The 15,507-nt window shown below is 57.7% G+C and carries 14 protein-coding genes and 3 tRNA genes; 4 read left to right on the forward strand and 13 right to left on the reverse strand.

What is annotated here, in order from left to right:
* Positions 1-17: 17 nt before the first annotated feature.
* The 10 genes from rpoB to RDL77_RS02005 form a co-directional block, all read right to left on the reverse strand.
* On the reverse strand, positions 18-4,169 hold the full coding sequence (rpoB, locus tag RDL77_RS01960) for a DNA-directed RNA polymerase subunit beta (protein WP_223613255.1): 4,152 nt from the start codon (positions 4,167-4,169) through the stop codon (positions 18-20).
* A gap of 194 nt (positions 4,170-4,363) precedes the next feature.
* Complete coding sequence (gene rplL, locus RDL77_RS01965; protein ID WP_223613254.1) at positions 4,364-4,741, reverse strand: 50S ribosomal protein L7/L12; 378 nt, start codon at positions 4,739-4,741, stop codon at positions 4,364-4,366.
* A 47-nt stretch (positions 4,742-4,788) separates the two neighbouring features.
* Positions 4,789-5,307 (reverse strand): 50S ribosomal protein L10, encoded by a 519-nt coding sequence (gene rplJ / locus RDL77_RS01970; protein ID WP_105732675.1) that lies wholly within the window; start codon positions 5,305-5,307, stop codon positions 4,789-4,791.
* A gap of 348 nt (positions 5,308-5,655) precedes the next feature.
* Positions 5,656-6,354, reverse strand: a complete 699-nt coding sequence (rplA, locus tag RDL77_RS01975; RefSeq protein ID WP_182552812.1) for a 50S ribosomal protein L1 — start codon at positions 6,352-6,354, stop codon at positions 5,656-5,658.
* Positions 6,355-6,358: 4 nt separating this feature from the next.
* On the reverse strand, positions 6,359-6,787 hold the full coding sequence (rplK, locus tag RDL77_RS01980) for a 50S ribosomal protein L11 (protein ID WP_105732673.1): 429 nt from the start codon (positions 6,785-6,787) through the stop codon (positions 6,359-6,361).
* 138 nt (positions 6,788-6,925) lie between these two features.
* Entirely contained in the window at positions 6,926-7,456 is a 531-nt protein-coding gene (gene nusG / locus RDL77_RS01985) for a transcription termination/antitermination protein NusG (protein WP_223613252.1), read from the reverse strand.
* A 23-nt stretch (positions 7,457-7,479) separates the two neighbouring features.
* On the reverse strand, positions 7,480-7,680 hold the full coding sequence (secE, locus tag RDL77_RS01990; protein WP_091886799.1) for a preprotein translocase subunit SecE: 201 nt from the start codon (positions 7,678-7,680) through the stop codon (positions 7,480-7,482).
* 225 nt (positions 7,681-7,905) lie between these two features.
* Positions 7,906-7,981 (reverse strand) — tRNA-Trp (locus RDL77_RS01995).
* 144 nt (positions 7,982-8,125) lie between these two features.
* A complete protein-coding gene (locus RDL77_RS02000) occupies positions 8,126-9,412 on the reverse strand; it encodes a hypothetical protein (protein WP_288191603.1) in 1,287 nt (428 codons plus the stop codon).
* Positions 9,413-9,486: 74 nt separating this feature from the next.
* A complete protein-coding gene (locus tag RDL77_RS02005) occupies positions 9,487-10,434 on the reverse strand; it encodes a hypothetical protein (RefSeq protein ID WP_288191604.1) in 948 nt (315 codons plus the stop codon).
* Positions 10,435-10,753: 319 nt separating this feature from the next.
* Between RDL77_RS02005 and RDL77_RS02010 the strand changes: the two genes are divergently transcribed.
* Positions 10,754-11,281: an STM3941 family protein gene (locus tag RDL77_RS02010; protein ID WP_223613249.1), complete on the forward strand. Its 528-nt coding sequence runs from the start codon at positions 10,754-10,756 to the stop codon at positions 11,279-11,281.
* Positions 11,282-11,361: 80 nt separating this feature from the next.
* On the opposite strand, the gene tuf is transcribed toward RDL77_RS02010, so the two are convergent.
* The 3 genes from tuf to RDL77_RS02025 all read right to left on the reverse strand — a co-directional run bounded on the left by tuf (position 11,362) and on the right by RDL77_RS02025 (position 13,057).
* Positions 11,362-12,537 carry an elongation factor Tu gene (tuf, locus tag RDL77_RS02015; protein WP_223613248.1) on the reverse strand — a complete coding sequence of 392 codons (1,176 nt, stop codon included), beginning with the start codon at positions 12,535-12,537 and terminating at the stop codon, positions 11,362-11,364.
* A 239-nt stretch (positions 12,538-12,776) separates the two neighbouring features.
* A tRNA-Gly gene (locus RDL77_RS02020) sits at positions 12,777-12,850 on the reverse strand.
* Positions 12,851-12,972: 122 nt separating this feature from the next.
* A tRNA-Tyr gene (locus RDL77_RS02025) sits at positions 12,973-13,057 on the reverse strand.
* 260 nt (positions 13,058-13,317) lie between these two features.
* On the opposite strand from RDL77_RS02025, the gene rlmB reads away from it, so the two are divergent.
* The 3 genes from rlmB (at position 13,318) to RDL77_RS02040 (ending at position 15,496) form a co-directional block, all read left to right on the forward strand.
* A complete protein-coding gene (rlmB, locus tag RDL77_RS02030) occupies positions 13,318-14,181 on the forward strand; it encodes a 23S rRNA (guanosine(2251)-2'-O)-methyltransferase RlmB (protein ID WP_288191605.1) in 864 nt (287 codons plus the stop codon).
* Between the two features lie 113 nt (positions 14,182-14,294).
* Positions 14,295-14,909: a cytochrome b gene (locus RDL77_RS02035; RefSeq protein ID WP_288191606.1), complete on the forward strand. Its 615-nt coding sequence runs from the start codon at positions 14,295-14,297 to the stop codon at positions 14,907-14,909.
* Positions 14,906-15,496, forward strand: coding sequence for a YceI family protein (locus RDL77_RS02040; RefSeq protein WP_223613245.1), 591 nt, complete (start codon positions 14,906-14,908; stop codon positions 15,494-15,496). Before RDL77_RS02035 ends, RDL77_RS02040 begins: the two co-directional genes overlap by 4 nt.
* The last annotated feature ends 11 nt before the right edge of the window (positions 15,497-15,507 follow it).

Genomic DNA, 15,507 nt, shown 5'->3' on the forward strand with positions numbered 1-15,507 from the left:
CGCGCACCCCAACTTTTTTACTCTGCCGCGTCAGGCAAAGCCTGCTGCTCTTGCTGGCGTGTATCGTCCAGCTCGACATTGAGACCGAGCGAACGCATTTCCTTGACGAGAACGTTGAAGCTCTCCGGAATACCGGCCTCGAACGTATCGTCACCGCGGACGATCGCTTCATAGACCTTGGTACGACCGGCGACGTCATCGGACTTGACCGTGAGCATTTCCTGCAGCGTGTAGGCCGCACCGTATGCTTCCAGGGCCCAGACCTCCATTTCACCGAAGCGCTGACCGCCGAACTGGGCTTTACCACCCAGGGGCTGCTGCGTCACGAGCGAGTATGGTCCGATCGAACGGGCATGGATCTTGTCGTCGACCAGGTGGTGCAGCTTCAGCATGTAGATGTAGCCGACAGTCACCTGACGATCGAAAGTTTCACCCGTACGTCCGTCATAGAGCGTCGACTGACCGGAAGCCTTCAGACCCGCCTGCTCCAGCATCACGTTGATGTCCGGCTCATGCGCACCGTCAAACACCGGCGTTGCAATCGACACGCCGCGCTTCATCTGCTCACCAAGACGCACGATACTCTCGTCGTCATAGTTGCGGACTGGCTCGTTCCGGTCGTTGTCGGGGATGATCGACTCGATCGTCGCCCGCAGCGGCTGGATATCGCCCTGACCACTGGCCGCATACTGTGCCTTGTAGGCTTCGATCAGATCACCGATCTTCTTGCCCATTCCGGCGCAGGCCCAGCCCAGATGCGTTTCCAGAATCTGGCCAACGTTCATGCGGCTTGGCACGCCAAGCGGATTGAGCACGATGTCGACATGCGTTCCGTCTTCGAGGAACGGCATATCTTCAACGGCGGCAATGCGCGAGACAACACCCTTGTTGCCGTGACGGCCGGCCATCTTGTCGCCTGGCTGGATCTTGCGCTTCACAGCAACAAAGACCTTGACCATCTTCATGACGCCCGGAGGCATCTCGTCGCCGCGCTGTACCTTTTCGACCTTGTCCATGAAGCGCTGTTCGAGCAGCTTCTTGGAGTCATCGTACTGGTTGCGCAGAGCTTCGATTTCGCCCTGAAGCTTCTCGTCCTCGACGGCGAACTGCCACCACTGGGAACGCGGGTGTTCACCCATGACTTCCGTCGTGACAACAGTGCCCTTCTTGAACGACTTCGGTCCGGCAACGGCAGGCTTGCCATTGAGAACGTCAGCCAGACGGCCATAGACGTTGCGGTCAAGAATAGCCTGTTCGTCGTCGCGGTCCTTGGCCAAACGCTCGATTTCCTCGCGTTCGATCGCCATGGCGCGTTCGTCCTTTTCAACGCCGTGGCGATTGAAAACGCGAACTTCCACAACCGTACCGTAAGTCCCGGGCGGCATGCGCATCGAGGTGTCACGGACATCGGAAGCCTTTTCACCGAAGATGGCGCGCAGAAGCTTCTCTTCCGGCGTCATCGGGCTTTCGCCCTTCGGCGTGATCTTGCCGACGAGAATGTCGCCGGGCTGAACTTCCGCACCGATGTAAACGATACCGGCTTCGTCCAGGTTCTTCAGGGCTTCTTCCGAAACGTTCGGAATGTCGCGCGTGATTTCTTCCGGTCCGAGCTTCGTATCGCGGGCCATGACTTCGAACTCCTCGATATGGATCGAGGTGAAGACGTCATCCGAAACGATCTTCTCAGACAGAAGGATGGAGTCTTCGTAGTTGTAGCCGTTCCAAGGCATGAACGCGACGAGCACGTTGCGGCCGAGCGCCAGATCGCCCAGGTCCGTCGAAGGACCGTCGGCAATGATGTCGCCCTTTTCGATCCGGTCGCCAACACGAACCAGCGGACGCTGATTGATGCAGGTGTTCTGGTTCGAACGCTGGAACTTCATCAGGCGGTAGATATCGACGCCTGATTTGCCCGGTACGAGATCTTCCGTCGCACGGATAACGATACGCGTCGCATCGACCTGATCGACGATACCTGTGCGGCGTGCACCGATGGCGGCGCCGGAGTCACGGGCAACGATCGGCTCCATGCCGGTACCGACGAACGGTGCCTCGGCGCGAACCAGAGGTACGGCCTGACGCTGCATGTTCGAGCCCATCAGAGCGCGGTTGGCGTCGTCGTTTTCCAGGAACGGAATGAGCGCTGCGGCAACCGATACGAGCTGCTTCGGCGACACGTCCATCAGATCCACGTTTTCACGCGGAGCCATCAGAACTTCACCCGCATGACGGCAGACAACGAATTCGTCCGTGAAGGCGCCGGAAGCGTCGAGTTCCACATTGGCCTGCGCCACGTGATACTTGGCTTCTTCCATCGCCGAGAGATAGACGACGTCATCCGTGACCTTGCCGTCAACGATCCGGCGGTACGGGCTTTCGATGAAGCCGTACTTGTTGACCCGGGCAAAGGTTGCGAGCGAGTTGATCAGACCGATGTTCGGGCCTTCCGGCGTTTCAATCGGGCAGATACGGCCGTAATGCGTGGGATGCACGTCGCGGACTTCGAAGCCGGCACGCTCGCGGGTCAGACCACCAGGTCCAAGTGCCGAAAGACGGCGCTTGTGGGTGATTTCCGAAAGCGGGTTGGTCTGATCCATGAACTGCGACAGCTGCGAGGAACCGAAGAATTCGCGAACGGCAGCAGCTGCCGGCTTCGCATTGATCAGGTCCTGCGGCATCACGGTGTCGATTTCGATGGACGACATGCGTTCCTTGATGGCGCGCTCCATGCGGAGCAGGCCAACGCGGTACTGGTTTTCCATCAATTCGCCGACCGAACGCACGCGGCGGTTGCCGAGATTGTCGATGTCGTCGATTTCACCGCGACCGTCGCGCAGATCGACCAGCATCTTGACCACGGCAAGGATATCTTCCTTGCGCAGGATGCGGACAGTGTCTTCCGCATTCAGGTCGAGACGCATGTTCATCTTCACACGGCCAACAGCCGAGAGATCATAGCGCTCGCTATCGAAGAACAGCGACTTGAACATGGCTTCAGCCGAGTCGATTGTCGGCGGCTCACCGGGACGCATGACGCGGTAGATGTCGAACAGGGCGTCCTGACGGCTCTCGTTCTTGTCGACGGCCAGCGTGTTGCGGATATACGGTCCGATATTGACATGGTCGATATCGAGAACGTTGATCTCGGCTACACCCGTGTCGAGCAGAACCTTGAGGGTCTTCTCGTCCAGCTCGTCACCGGCTTCGAGATAGACTTCACCGGTTTCCATGTTGACGATGTCTTCGGCAAGATACATGCCGAACAGGTCGTCTTCCGTTGCCTTGATGAACTTCAGGCCCTTTTCAGCAAGCTGCTTGGCAGCACGGGCTGTCAGCTTCTTGCCGGACTCGAGAATGACTTCACCGGTATCGGCATCGATAACGTCGGTTGTCGCCTTGAAACCGCGGAAACGATCGACGGAGAACGGAATGCGCCAGGTGTCGCCGTCACGGCTGAACATCAGCGAATTGTAGAACGTCGACAGGATTTCTTCGCTGTCCATGCCCAGCGCCATCAGCAGCGATGTCGCAGGAATCTTGCGGCGGCGGTCGATACGCGCATAGACCACGTCCTTGGCATCGAACTCGATGTCAAGCCAGGAACCGCGGTAAGGAATGACGCGCGCAGCAAACAACAGCTTACCCGACGAATGGGTCTTGCCCTTGTCGTGATCGAAGAAAACGCCCGGCGAACGGTGCATCTGCGAAACGATGACGCGCTCGGTACCGTTGACGATGAACGTGCCGTTATCGGTCATGAGCGGCATGTCGCCCATGTAAACGTCCTGTTCCTTGATGTCCTTGATCGACTTGGCGCCCGTATCCTCGTCAATATCGAACACGATCAGGCGCAGCGTGACTTTCAGCGGTGCAGCATAGGTCAGATCGCGCTGACGGCATTCGTCAACGTCGAATTTTGGAGCTTCAAATTCATACTTGACGAATTCAAGCATGGAAGCGCCGGAGAAATCCTGGATCGGGAACACAGACTTGAACACAGCCTGCAGACCTTCATCAAGACGCCCGCCTTTCGGCTCCTCAACCATGAGGAACTGATCGTAGGAAGCCTTCTGAACCTCGATGAGGTTCGGCATCTCTGCGACTTCAGGGATCTTACCGAAAAACTTGCGTACGCGCCTACGACCGTTAAAAGTATGGGTCTGAGCCATCGTCGCTCCTCGTCTTTGCGCCAGCGGAAACTGGCATGTTTCTTAAAACCGCTTTTGCGGCCCCGTGAACGGGACAAAACCCGTTTCCTGAAAGCATCGGAATTGCCGTCAGGAAAAGGGTTCAGTACCGGGTTGCCCAAAAAGGGCAGATCAGCGGACAGGGCTTGTCGCCCTGCCCGCCAAAAATGTTGGACTTACTTGAGTTCAACCTTGGCGCCAGCTGCTTCGAGCTGTGCCTTGATCTTGTCAGCTTCGTCCTTGGTAGCAGCTTCCTTGACTGGCTTGGGAGCAGCTTCAACGAGGTCCTTGGCTTCCTTGAGGCCGAGACCGGTGATTGCGCGGACTTCCTTGATCACGTTGATCTTGTTAGCGCCGGCTTCGGTCAGAACGACGTCGAATTCAGTCTTTTCTTCAACGGCTGCAGCAGCTGCACCGCCGCCAGCGGCAGCAGCAACAGCAACAGGAGCAGCAGCAGAAACGCCCCACTTCTCTTCCAGAAGCTTGGAAAGTTCAGCAGCTTCCAGAACAGTCAGGTTGGACAGGTCGTCTACGATCTTTGCGAGATCAGTCATTTTGGTTTTCCTTTACAAGGTTCGATATATTGACAGCGAGAACGGCCTTATGCCGCTTCGTCCTTCCGGGCATAGGCGCCGAAAACGCGGGCAAGCTGGCCTGCCGGTGCGTTGACGATCTGAGCGATGCGCGTTGCTGGTGTCTGGATCATACCAACCAGCTTTGCACGCAACTCGTCGAGTGACGGCAGTGCGGCAAGAGCCTTCACGCCATCAGCGTCGAGAGTTGTTGCTCCCATCGAGCCACCGAGGATGACGAGCTTCTCGTTACCCTTGGCAAATTCGATGGCGATCTTTGGTGCCGTAATCGGATCATTCGAATAGGCAACAAGTGTCTGGCCTGTGAACAGGTCAGAAATGCCTTCCGATTCCGTGCCCTGAAGAGCGATCTTGGCAAGGCGGTTCTTCGCGACTTTAACGGTGCCACCAGCATCACGCATCTTGGAGCGAAGATCGCTCAGCTGCGCAACGGTGAGACCGGTATAGTGGGCCACGACAACTGAACCGGAGTCCTTGAAGACGCCGTTCAGCCAAGTGACAAATTCGCGCTTTTCCGCTTTTTCCACTGTCTCTCTCCATTTGGCAGAAACGCACGGTGCGTCCCTGCCGGGTTGCCTTTTGTTGCAAGGCTTCAATCCGAAAACTGAAACCAAACAACACTTGAGGATCCTGTCCCCCCTGCTTCGCCGGAAATCCGGCTGCAAGCGAAAGGCAACTACGGTTCGAACCTTGTCTCGGTGGATTTTTCCACCCTAACAAAGCTGTTCCACGTCTCATGCAGGCTCATGACAATTAAGGCGAGCCACCTGCAATCTCGGACAGGATAACCGGACTTTCATCCGGTTATCCAGGCCCCGAAAGGCCTGGAATTCTTTAAAACCCGGACGGTTAGGTCCGAGACTTCACGTCGGTTGTTACGCAGGGCGCACAGTCGACGGATCAACCTTGACGCCAACGCCCATCGTCGAAGAAATCGCGACGCGCTTGACGTATTCACCCTTGGCGCCTGCCGGCTTTGCCTTGGTGACGGCATCGGTGAATGCCTTGATGTTTTCTTCCAGCGCCTTGACATCGAACGATGCCTTGCCGACGCCGGCGTGAACGATACCGGCCTTCTCGACGCGGAACTCGACAGCGCCGCCCTTGGAAGCCTTGACCGCCGCCGTAACATCCGTCGTTACGGTGCCGACCTTCGGGTTCGGCATCATGCCGCGCGGGCCGAGAACCTTACCGAGACGACCGACGAGCGGCATCATGTCCGGAGTGGCAATGCAGCGATCGAAATCGATCTTGCCGCCATTGACGATCTCGAACAGATCTTCCGCGCCAACAATGTCAGCACCGGCCTTCTTGGCTTCTTCAGCCTTGTCGCCGCGAGCGAAAACAGCAACGCGAACCGTACGGCCTGTGCCGTTCGGCAGATTGACAACGCCGCGAACCATCTGGTCCGCATGGCGGGGATCAACGCCGAGGTTCATCGACACTTCGATCGTCTCGTCGAACTTGGCAATGGCACGTTCCTTGACCATGGCAACAGCCGAAGTCAGATCATAGAGCTTCTCGCGGTCAACGCCTTCACGAACCTTGGCTACACGCTTTGATACTTTTGCCATCGTCTCAGCCCACCACTTCCAGGCCCATCGAACGGGCAGAACCTTCGACCATGCGCATGGCGGATTCAACATCCGCTGCGTTCAGGTCTTTCATCTTCGCCTGCGCGATTTCACGGACCTTGTCGCGCGAGATCTTGCCAGCAACCACCTTGCCTGGCTCTTTCGAACCGGACTTCAGGTTTGCAGCCTTCTTGAGGAAGTAAGACACCGGCGGCGTCTTCATCACAAAAGTGAAGGACTTGTCCTGATAGTATGTGATCACGACCGGAATGGGCGAACCCTTTTCCAGTTCCTGCGTGGCCGCATTGAAGGCCTTGCAGAATTCCATGATGTTGATGCCACGCTGACCAAGTGCCGGTCCGATGGGAGGAGACGGTGTTGCCGATCCTGCCGAAACCTGCAGCTTGAGCTGGCCTGCAATTTTCTTAGCCATAACTTCTCTGCCTTATCATTATGCCGGAAAACCGGCGGTTGCAGTTTGGTGGTACGGATTGAAGACCCGGCTAAAGGTCACCTCACCTCCCACCATTCGCCACTGACGTGGCTGGCCGCCCGTCGGGCGGCCGATTGATCAGATCTTTTCGACCTGGCCAAATTCCAGATCGACCGGCGTAGCGCGGCCGAAAATCGAAACTTCCACCTTGAGGCGCGAACGCTCTTCGTCGACTTCCTGAACGACACCGTTGAACGAAGCAAACGGACCGTCGGCAACGCGAACGCTTTCGCCGATCTCGAACGAGATCGAAGCCTTCGGGCGCTCGACACCTTCCTGAACCTGCATCAGGATGCGATCGGCTTCCTTGTCGGAAATCGCAACCGGCTTGTTGTCGGAACCGAGAAAACCCGTCACTTTCGGCGTATTCTTGATCAGATGATACGCATCATCCGTCAGATCGGCACGCACAAGGACATAACCCGGGAAGAACTTGCGCTCAGCATCAACCTTGCGGCCACGGCGCACTTCAACCACCTTTTCGGTCGGCACGAGGATCTTCTCGAAAAGATGCGACAGACCCTTCTGCCTCGCCTTTTCTTCGATCGACTCAGCGACCTTCTTTTCAAAGTTCGAATAGGCGTGAACGATATACCAGCGCGCGGTCATTCAAATTTCCTTGTCAGCCTGCGTTAACGACCAAGACCGAGAACGAGATCAATCCCGAAGGCCATCAACTGATCAGCTGCGAAGAAGAAAATCGCAGCAAAAAACGCCATCACCATCACCATAGCGGTGGAAATGAGCGTCTCACGGCGTGAAGGCCAGGTGACCTTTGCCGTTTCCGCGCGCACTTGCTGAAAAAAACTTATCGGGTTTGTCTTGGATGCCATTTACCGCTCGTGCGTGTCATGTTGTTGTAAACTCAATATGTTGTCATGGTAACAACACGCTTTGTTCACACCATTACGGCCCGTAAAGCTGATCGTTCAGCTCCACGCACCGCGTGTCTGTTGATGTTACATAGAACCGATTCCGGTAAAACACAAGTCCCCGGTTTCGTTTCTTTCCAAACATCTGTCAGCACACCATCCAATCGTGTGCGGGCAGACTATGAGTGGCAGGGGAGACAGGATTCGAACCTGCGACCTACGGTTTTGGAGACCGCCGCTCTACCAACTGAGCTACTCCCCTACAGTCCGGGGCGTACATTCCACAAAGCGCTGCGCTTTTCAAGCCCATATTCCCGCCGCGCGCCGCTTTATGAGAAATTCGTCGCGTGACGCGCAGATTTGACGGCATTCCCGCGCCGGCAGAGATGAAAGCCGCTGCCTTTTCTCAGGCTTTCGGTGGAATAGGCTTCAGTTCCACACAGTTGCCGGGCTTTGGATCGCGGTTGCAAATTCTGCCGGCAGTGAATGCACGAGAATCACCCTCGTCCGTCGCAAATTTAAAATCCGACAACTCTTTATACTGCAGTATGTAGATATCGCTGGCGGAAACGGCAAGCATCCGGTCGACGAGGCTGGGTTTGACGCCCATCTCCACGAAATAGGCAACGAGTTGCTTGCGATAGCCTTTACGCACCTCCGTGGTTTCATACGTCCCGGTAGGTTTCCGGCTGACAACTTTTCGATCAATGATTTTCTTCTTGCCGTTCACGATCCTGTAGCGTGTCTGATAGGTAATCATGAGATTTGTGACCGTGGTGGTGATCTGGTGAATCCCGACCCGCGCCTCATATCCGGCCAATCGCTTTAAGCCGCCGGCGGCAAAAAACGGACAGGCGGACAGACAAAGCCCACCGCCCGGAAAAGCATAACCGGCGTAAGCCCCATCGGCAAAATCGGGTTTGCAACTCTTCGGGCCTGGCGTGCATCCCAAATACATCGTCTTGCCGATGGCAACGTCCAGACCGCGCTTGCGGATGATCCGCCCCATCTCGATGGCGGCATTCACGGCGCCTCCCCTCGAGTCGATCACAAGCGGCAGCCGCCGCTTGCCGGCCTGGTTCAGGATTTTCCGCAGCTTTGCAGGCGTATCGGGCTTGATCGTCCCCGTAGCCGCAATCCATTCCGGACAATTCGGTTTGCAAACCTCCACGTCGGCGCGCACAATCGCAAACACCATAGGACTATCAGCCACGAGAAGATTCGACTGATACGTGTCTGGTAGTGGTTGGATCGGTTCTGCTCTGGGGATATTTCCCGCTTGCGGCGAAAAAAGCGGAGCATAGGCGGGCACACCCGCCACACAATTCTTCGTCGGATTGCAAATGGACGCGCGATCCGGCGTCCATGCCGGGCATGACATATCGCAGAAAGGTCCGGTGCTGGGCGCGGATTGCCCTGGAGAGCTATAGGACGGGCCGGTCAGGTCAGCATCGCGCAGGATCGGTTGCGCCGTCGTTGCCGATCCCGAGGCAAGGCCGAGCGGTGGTGGAACATATGGCTGGCTGGTCGAGCCCGGGCCGGGCAATGCGGGCCGTTCGGCATCCGCGGCAAGCAGCGCCGTTGTCAAACCTGCAAACAGAGCAAAAGCGAGGCTGAGAACAATCAATAAACGGAAAAAGCCATCGTGGCAGCGCAACCGGCAATCATCGAACGCAACTTTCGTCAACGCCATGCTCTTCCCCACAAGCCATTCCCCTGCCTATCTATAAGCGGAACGGCTTCGCTATCAATGGGGTGTCAGAAATATCAGTCCATACTCGAAACAATCTTGGAACCGGCAGATTTGAGCTCGACACAGTTTGCAGCCTTGGGCTCCTGCTCACAGATGCGCGTGGCCGCGAGATCGCTGACATCCCCCGTTCCCGACACGAGCTTGAACGCAACCAGTTCATCCTGCGTCAGAACCGAGATATCCTTGGCCGGAATGGAGAGCATCCGGTCGACAATGGCCGGGTCGATGCCCATGCCGGTGAAATAGGCGAGCAGCTTCTGGCGATATCCCTTGCTGAGATCGGTGCGTTCATAGGAGCCGGCAGGCTTGCGCCCGACGATCTTGGTATCAAGAATCTTCTTCTTCCCGTTCACCATCCGGTAGCGCGTCTCATAGGTGATGCGTGTCTGCGTATAGACCTGCGTGATCTGGTGCACACCAATCAGGGCCCAGGGGCCGACAAGACGCTTTTCGCCCGCCGCGAAGATATAGGGACAGGCGGAGAGGCAATAGGCGCCCGCCGGATAGGGAAACCCGGCATAGGCCCCATCGGCATACCGGTCGGGCTTGCACTTCTGGTCGGGGCTGCATCCTTCAAAGCGGGTTCTGCCGATGGCAATGTCGAGGCCGCGTTTGCGGATCATACGGCCGACCTGCATGGCCGCATCCACATTGCCGCCATTCGATTCCATGATGATCGGCAGGCGCCGTTTGCCCATGACCTTCAGAATCTTGCGCAGCTTGGCCGGCGTGTCGTCCAGTATGGTGCCGGAGGCCCATATCCATTCCGGACAGGCGGGCTCGCAACTGGGCACCGCACTGCGGACAATGGCAAAGCGCATGGACTGCAGGACGGGTGCCCCGGCCTGCTTCTTTCCCGCCAGAACGGGCGCGACAAGCGCCAGTTGGAGCACCAATGCCAGGAGAACACAGGCAGCCATGCCTGAAAGAACGCTGCATCCGGCCAAACGATAACCAAACATGTCAATCCCGATAACTGCCAATCGCCCGCTGCCGGATCGCGGCGGTATCCCTGGAGCCAATATGCTCTGTTGCAGCAAGGATAGACCAAGGGTCCGGACGGGTAAACAGAAAGCGGTTGTCCTTTCGCCGCAGGCGCGTTGAAGCGCCGCGATCCCGATAAGTATACAATTGAAACAAAGTGTGAATTGACGCGTCATAGGATTGTCATGCTCACGTCATGCATTTACGTCATCACATTTTCGTGAATTCAACCTGTCCCTTCCCGCGACCGGGCCCGGCATCGACCGGCGGTCACGGGGATTGGCGAAAGAGATCAAAATGGACGCGCGCCAAACGATCAAAATCAAATCCTCGTTCTCGAAGCCATTGCAGCATATTGCCATGACGAGCATGCTGTCATTCTATTCAATCGGGGTCGTTATCTATGAATTGCTCGGCAGTGAGCCGGAAAACCTGATCGAGTACATCGCCTGTGCCGGTTCCGTGGTTTTCCCGCTTCTGACGGCCCGCCTGGTCTGGCGGCTGCTCAAGACCCGCGATGCGATCACCATCTCGCCGGAAGGCCTGTGCGACAGGCGCCTGGCCGACGAGACCATTCCCTGGAAGAACATCAACGACGTGGCGTCATGGAATGACAACCGCGAACAGACAATCGTGCTGGGTATCGATCCCCATCAGGTGGATCAGCTCGGTCGGGGCATCAAATCGAGGATCGTCCGGGCATCGCTGTTCCGCATGCCGAAGGGCATCTACATCGATGGCCGGGTCCTGTCGATCGACTTCGATCGCCTGTTCGAACTCGTTGCCGCTTACCATCGCACCTACGGCAAACCGAAATCCGTCTGATTTCATCAGGCAATAGCTGCAGGCAAACAAAAAAGGCGGCCACTGGCCGCCTTTTCCATATTCAACTTGTCTTGCGACAATTACTCGATGATCGAAGCAACAATCCCTGCGCCAACCGTGCGGCCACCTTCACGGATAGCGAAGCGCAGCTTCTCTTCCATTGCGATCGGCACGATCAGCGTCACATCAACCGAGATGTTGTCGCCGGGCATGACCATTTCCGTGCCTTCCGGCAGCGTCACCACGCCCGTCACGTCGGTCGTGCGGAAGTAGAACTGCGGACGGTAGTTGGAGAAGAATGGCGTATGACGGCCACCCTCGTCCTTCGTCAGGATATAGGCTTCTGCCTTGAACTTCGTGTGCGGCTTGACCGAACCTGGCTTGGCAAGGATCTGGCCGCGTTCGACGTCTTCACGGCCAACGCCGCGGATCAGCGCGCCGATGTTGTCGCCGGCCTGGCCCTGGTCGAGCAGCTTGCGGAACATTTCAACGCCGGTCACCGTCGTCTTCGTCGTCGGCTTGATGCCGATGATTTCAACTTCTTCACCAACCTTGACGATACCGCGTTCAACGCGGCCCGTCACAACCGTACCACGACCCGAGATCGAGAAAACGTCTTCGATCGGCATCAGGAACGGCTGGTCAACCGGACGCTCCGGTGTCGGGATGTACTTGTCGACTTCCGCCATCAGCGCGCGCACTGCGTCTTCGCCGATTTCCTTGTTGGAATCTTCCAGTGCGGCCAGCGCCGAACCCTTGACGATCGGCACATCGTCGCCCGGGAAGTCGTACTTCGACAGAAGCTCGCGCACTTCCAGTTCAACCAGTTCCAGAAGCTCGGCATCGTCAACCTGGTCGACCTTGTTCAGGAAAACCACGATCGCCGGAACGCCAACCTGACGGGCCAGCAGGATGTGCTCGCGCGTCTGCGGCATCGGGCCGTCGGCAGCCGATACAACCAGGATCGCGCCGTCCATCTGCGCCGCACCGGTGATCATGTTCTTCACATAGTCGGCGTGGCCGGGGCAATCGACGTGCGCGTAGTGGCGCGCTGCCGTCTCGTACTCGACGTGCGCCGTCGAAATGGTGATGCCGCGCGCCTTTTCTTCCGGTGCCGCGTCGATCTGGTCGTACGCCTTGTATTCACCGAAATACTTCGTAATCGCTGCCGTCAACGATGTCTTGCCATGGTCAACGTGACCAATCGTGCCGATGTTGACGTGCGGCTTGTTACGTTCAAACTTGCTCTTAGCCATAGCTGTCGTTCTCTCGTCATCACAACCGGTCTAGGGCCGGTACCATGTTTGTAGCTCAGACGAGACAGCAAGCCGTCCGTCAGCTCAGTCGCCCGCCCGGTCTGATCAACCGGATCGGATTGGTTTCGTCTTGTTCATGCTCGTTCATATGGGGACACATGAGCGGCGTGCAATGCTCAAGACAAAAATCGAAGAGCACCTCTGCGCGCTCACGCGTGCACGCGGTGCTCTTGCAAATCTGGAGCGGGTAGCGGGAATCGAACCCGCATATTCAGCTTGGAAGGCTGCTGCTCTACCACTGAGCTATACCCGCACATATTACAGTGCCGTGCGTGCGAAACGCACTGGAACCACCGTAACATTTTCAACGGCGCACAAGCCATACCAAAACCAGTTCCGGTTTTGGCTTGTGCATCAGGCGCTCGGTTCCGGCAGTGGTGGAGGAGGTTGGATTCGAACCAACGTAAGCCAAGCTAACGGATTTACAGTCCGTCCCCTTTAACCACTCGGGCACTCCTCCGGTCACTACCGATAGAACCGCGCCATCAGGCACTCTGCAAAACCAGCTGCCGAATTTGTTTTCCAGCGGCGGCTTGCGGGTGGCCTTATGCCGACTAGCTTTCGTGGTGTCAACAGTCTGCGGAAGAAAATGACGGGTCCTGTGAAAATCATTGTCCCGGGCCGTTCGCCGGCACGGCCACGGCGATCAAAGCGGGAGCATCTGCATTTTCGCCAAGAAGCATATATCGCCGGGCGGCATGAAGGGTTATAGGTTGCGGCATGAGCGAAGAAAAACCATCCCGTACACCCAAAGATTCCCACTATGCCACGCTGCGCCGCCAGTTTCGCGACAAGAAGGCCGGAGGGCCGCCGCAGGTCCAGCGCCCCACGCGGCCCGCTGCGGAAGGCACACAGGCGCCCGAAGGGCTCGTGCGCCTGTATGGCCTGCACACGGTGCGCGCCGCGCTGGACAACCCCCAGCGCCAGATCAAGCGCATGCTGGTGACGAAGAATGCCCTCGACCGGCTGGAGATCGCTGATTCGTCCGCCCTGCCCTTCGATGTCGATATTGTCGATCCGCGTGCGATTGATCGGGAAACCGGCTCCGAAGCCGTGCATCAGGGCGTCATGATCGAAGTCAAGCCGCTGAAGACCCAGTCGCTGAAGGCTTTGAAAGACAGCCAGCTCCTGCTGATTCTCGACCAGGTCACCGATCCGCACAATGTCGGCGCGATCATGCGGTCCGCCGTTGCCTTCGGTGCCGGTGCCATCGTGACCACCGCCCGCCACAGCCCGCAGGAATCGGGCGTCCTGGCCAAGGCCGCATCGGGCGCGCTTGAACTCATTCCGCATATTGAGGTGCGCAACCTCGCCGACGCCATCCACGAACTGCACGAGCTCGGCTTTGCCACCATCGGTCTTGATTCGGAAGGCCCGCTCGAACTCGAAAAAACCATGGCGCACGACCGCATCGCGCTTGTGCTCGGGGCTGAGGGCAAGGGGTTGCGGCAAAAAACCCGCGAAACGGTGACCCACCTCGCCCGTCTCGACATGCCCGGCGCGATCAAATCGCTCAATGTTTCGAATGCCGCAGCCATCTCGCTGTATGCGGCGCAGCGGTTTCTGAGCATAAAAGCCGGATAATCCGCGCCGCCGAACAAAAGAATCGGCGGACCGAATAATTTTCACCGCTGCGGTGTTCATTCCACATCAGGGTAGCCCCTCCCCAGGGGCTGCTTGTGCGATGGAGTGTACCGATGCTGCGAAATGATGCGGAATCCTATGGCGTGGTGACGATCCTCTTCCATTGGATCATTGCCGCCATTTTCCTTGGACAGATTCTGCTGGGCTATCTGATGGTCCGCACCGGCAATTACGCCCTGCAGTTCAGCCTTTTCCAGTGGCACAAATCCCTGGGCTTTCTCATTCTGCTGCTCTCGGGCGTGCGGCTTCTCTGGCGGATGGCAAATCCGCGGCCGCGTGCGCCCGACAGCATGAGCCGGATCGAACGCGCCGCGGCGCATGTCGCGCACGCGTTCCTCTACGTCGCCCTCTTTGTCATTCCGTTGACCGGATGGGCGCTCGCCTCCAGTTCGCCTTTGCAGATACCGACCTATGCTTTCAATCTGCTGGTGATACCGCCCTTGCCTCTGGCAATCTCCGATCAGGCCGAAGCATTCTGGACGGCCAGTCATGCCTGGCTCGCCTATCTCTCCGCCATTGTTGCTGCCGCGCACATTCTGGCAGCCCTGCACCATCACTTCTGGAAAAAGGACACTGTCCTCCTGCGCATGCTCGGCGCACGCCGCCCGGCTTCCGTTCGATCGCGCGCCGATCCCCTGCGCATTGCAAACAAGGATACTCGATCATGAAAATCGCCCGGGCTTGCATCAGTGCCGTTCTCAAGGCCGTCATACCACTTCTGCTTGCCATAGCGCCTGCACTGGCAAATGCCGACACGCTGGCCGATGTGGCAGGCCGTTACAAGATCGATGCATCGTCCCGCATCGGCTTCGTCGTCGCGCAAATCGGCGGCGGCGGCATATCGGGCGACTTCAAGAAGTTCTCGGGCGTATTCTCCCTGAACAATGGCGATATCAGCCGGTCGAGCATTGAGTTCACGCTGTTTCCGGAAAGCGTCAACACCGGCCAGTCGCGGATCGAAAGTTTCCTGCGTTCCGACGCGGTGTTCGACGCGCAGAACTTTCCAACCGTCACCTTCAAGTCAACGCATATCACCCAGACCAGCCCCAACACGGCGACAATCGACGGAATATTGACCGCCCGCGGCAAGAGCAGCCCGGCCAGTTTCCAGGCCAGCCTTGCCACCCATGACCGCAACGCCATCGTCTTTCATGTCGAAGGCAAGGTAATGCGCTCCAGATACGGCATGGATGTCGGCACGCCGATCTATTCGAATGTCGTGCAGTTCAACATGACCATCCACGGCCAGCGCTGATGAACCGGCGA

The sequence above is a fragment of the uncultured Phyllobacterium sp. genome (assembly GCF_902479695.1).
GTDB classification, from domain to species: domain Bacteria; phylum Pseudomonadota; class Alphaproteobacteria; order Rhizobiales; family Rhizobiaceae; genus Phyllobacterium; species Phyllobacterium calauticae.

Coding starts and splice junctions, on each gene's coding strand:
- rpoB (WP_223613255.1), bottom strand. CDS start 4,169: ATGGCTCAGACCCATACTTTTAACGGTCGTAGGCGCGTACGCAAGTTT.
- rplL (WP_223613254.1), bottom strand. CDS start 4,741: ATGACTGATCTCGCAAAGATCGTAGACGACCTGTCCAACCTGACTGTT.
- rplA (WP_182552812.1), bottom strand. CDS start 6,354: ATGGCAAAAGTATCAAAGCGTGTAGCCAAGGTTCGTGAAGGCGTTGAC.
- rplK (WP_105732673.1), bottom strand. CDS start 6,787: ATGGCTAAGAAAATTGCAGGCCAGCTCAAGCTGCAGGTTTCGGCAGGA.
- nusG (WP_223613252.1), bottom strand. CDS start 7,456: ATGACCGCGCGCTGGTATATCGTTCACGCCTATTCGAACTTTGAAAAG.
- secE (WP_091886799.1), bottom strand. CDS start 7,680: ATGGCATCCAAGACAAACCCGATAAGTTTTTTTCAGCAAGTGCGCGCG.
- RDL77_RS02000 (WP_288191603.1), bottom strand. CDS start 9,412: ATGGCGTTGACGAAAGTTGCGTTCGATGATTGCCGGTTGCGCTGCCAC.
- RDL77_RS02005 (WP_288191604.1), bottom strand. CDS start 10,434: ATGTTTGGTTATCGTTTGGCCGGATGCAGCGTTCTTTCAGGCATGGCT.
- RDL77_RS02010 (WP_223613249.1), top strand. CDS start 10,754: ATGGACGCGCGCCAAACGATCAAAATCAAATCCTCGTTCTCGAAGCCA.
- tuf (WP_223613248.1), bottom strand. CDS start 12,537: ATGGCTAAGAGCAAGTTTGAACGTAACAAGCCGCACGTCAACATCGGC.
- rlmB (WP_288191605.1), top strand. CDS start 13,318: ATGAGCGAAGAAAAACCATCCCGTACACCCAAAGATTCCCACTATGCC.
- RDL77_RS02035 (WP_288191606.1), top strand. CDS start 14,295: ATGCTGCGAAATGATGCGGAATCCTATGGCGTGGTGACGATCCTCTTC.
- RDL77_RS02040 (WP_223613245.1), top strand. CDS start 14,906: ATGAAAATCGCCCGGGCTTGCATCAGTGCCGTTCTCAAGGCCGTCATA.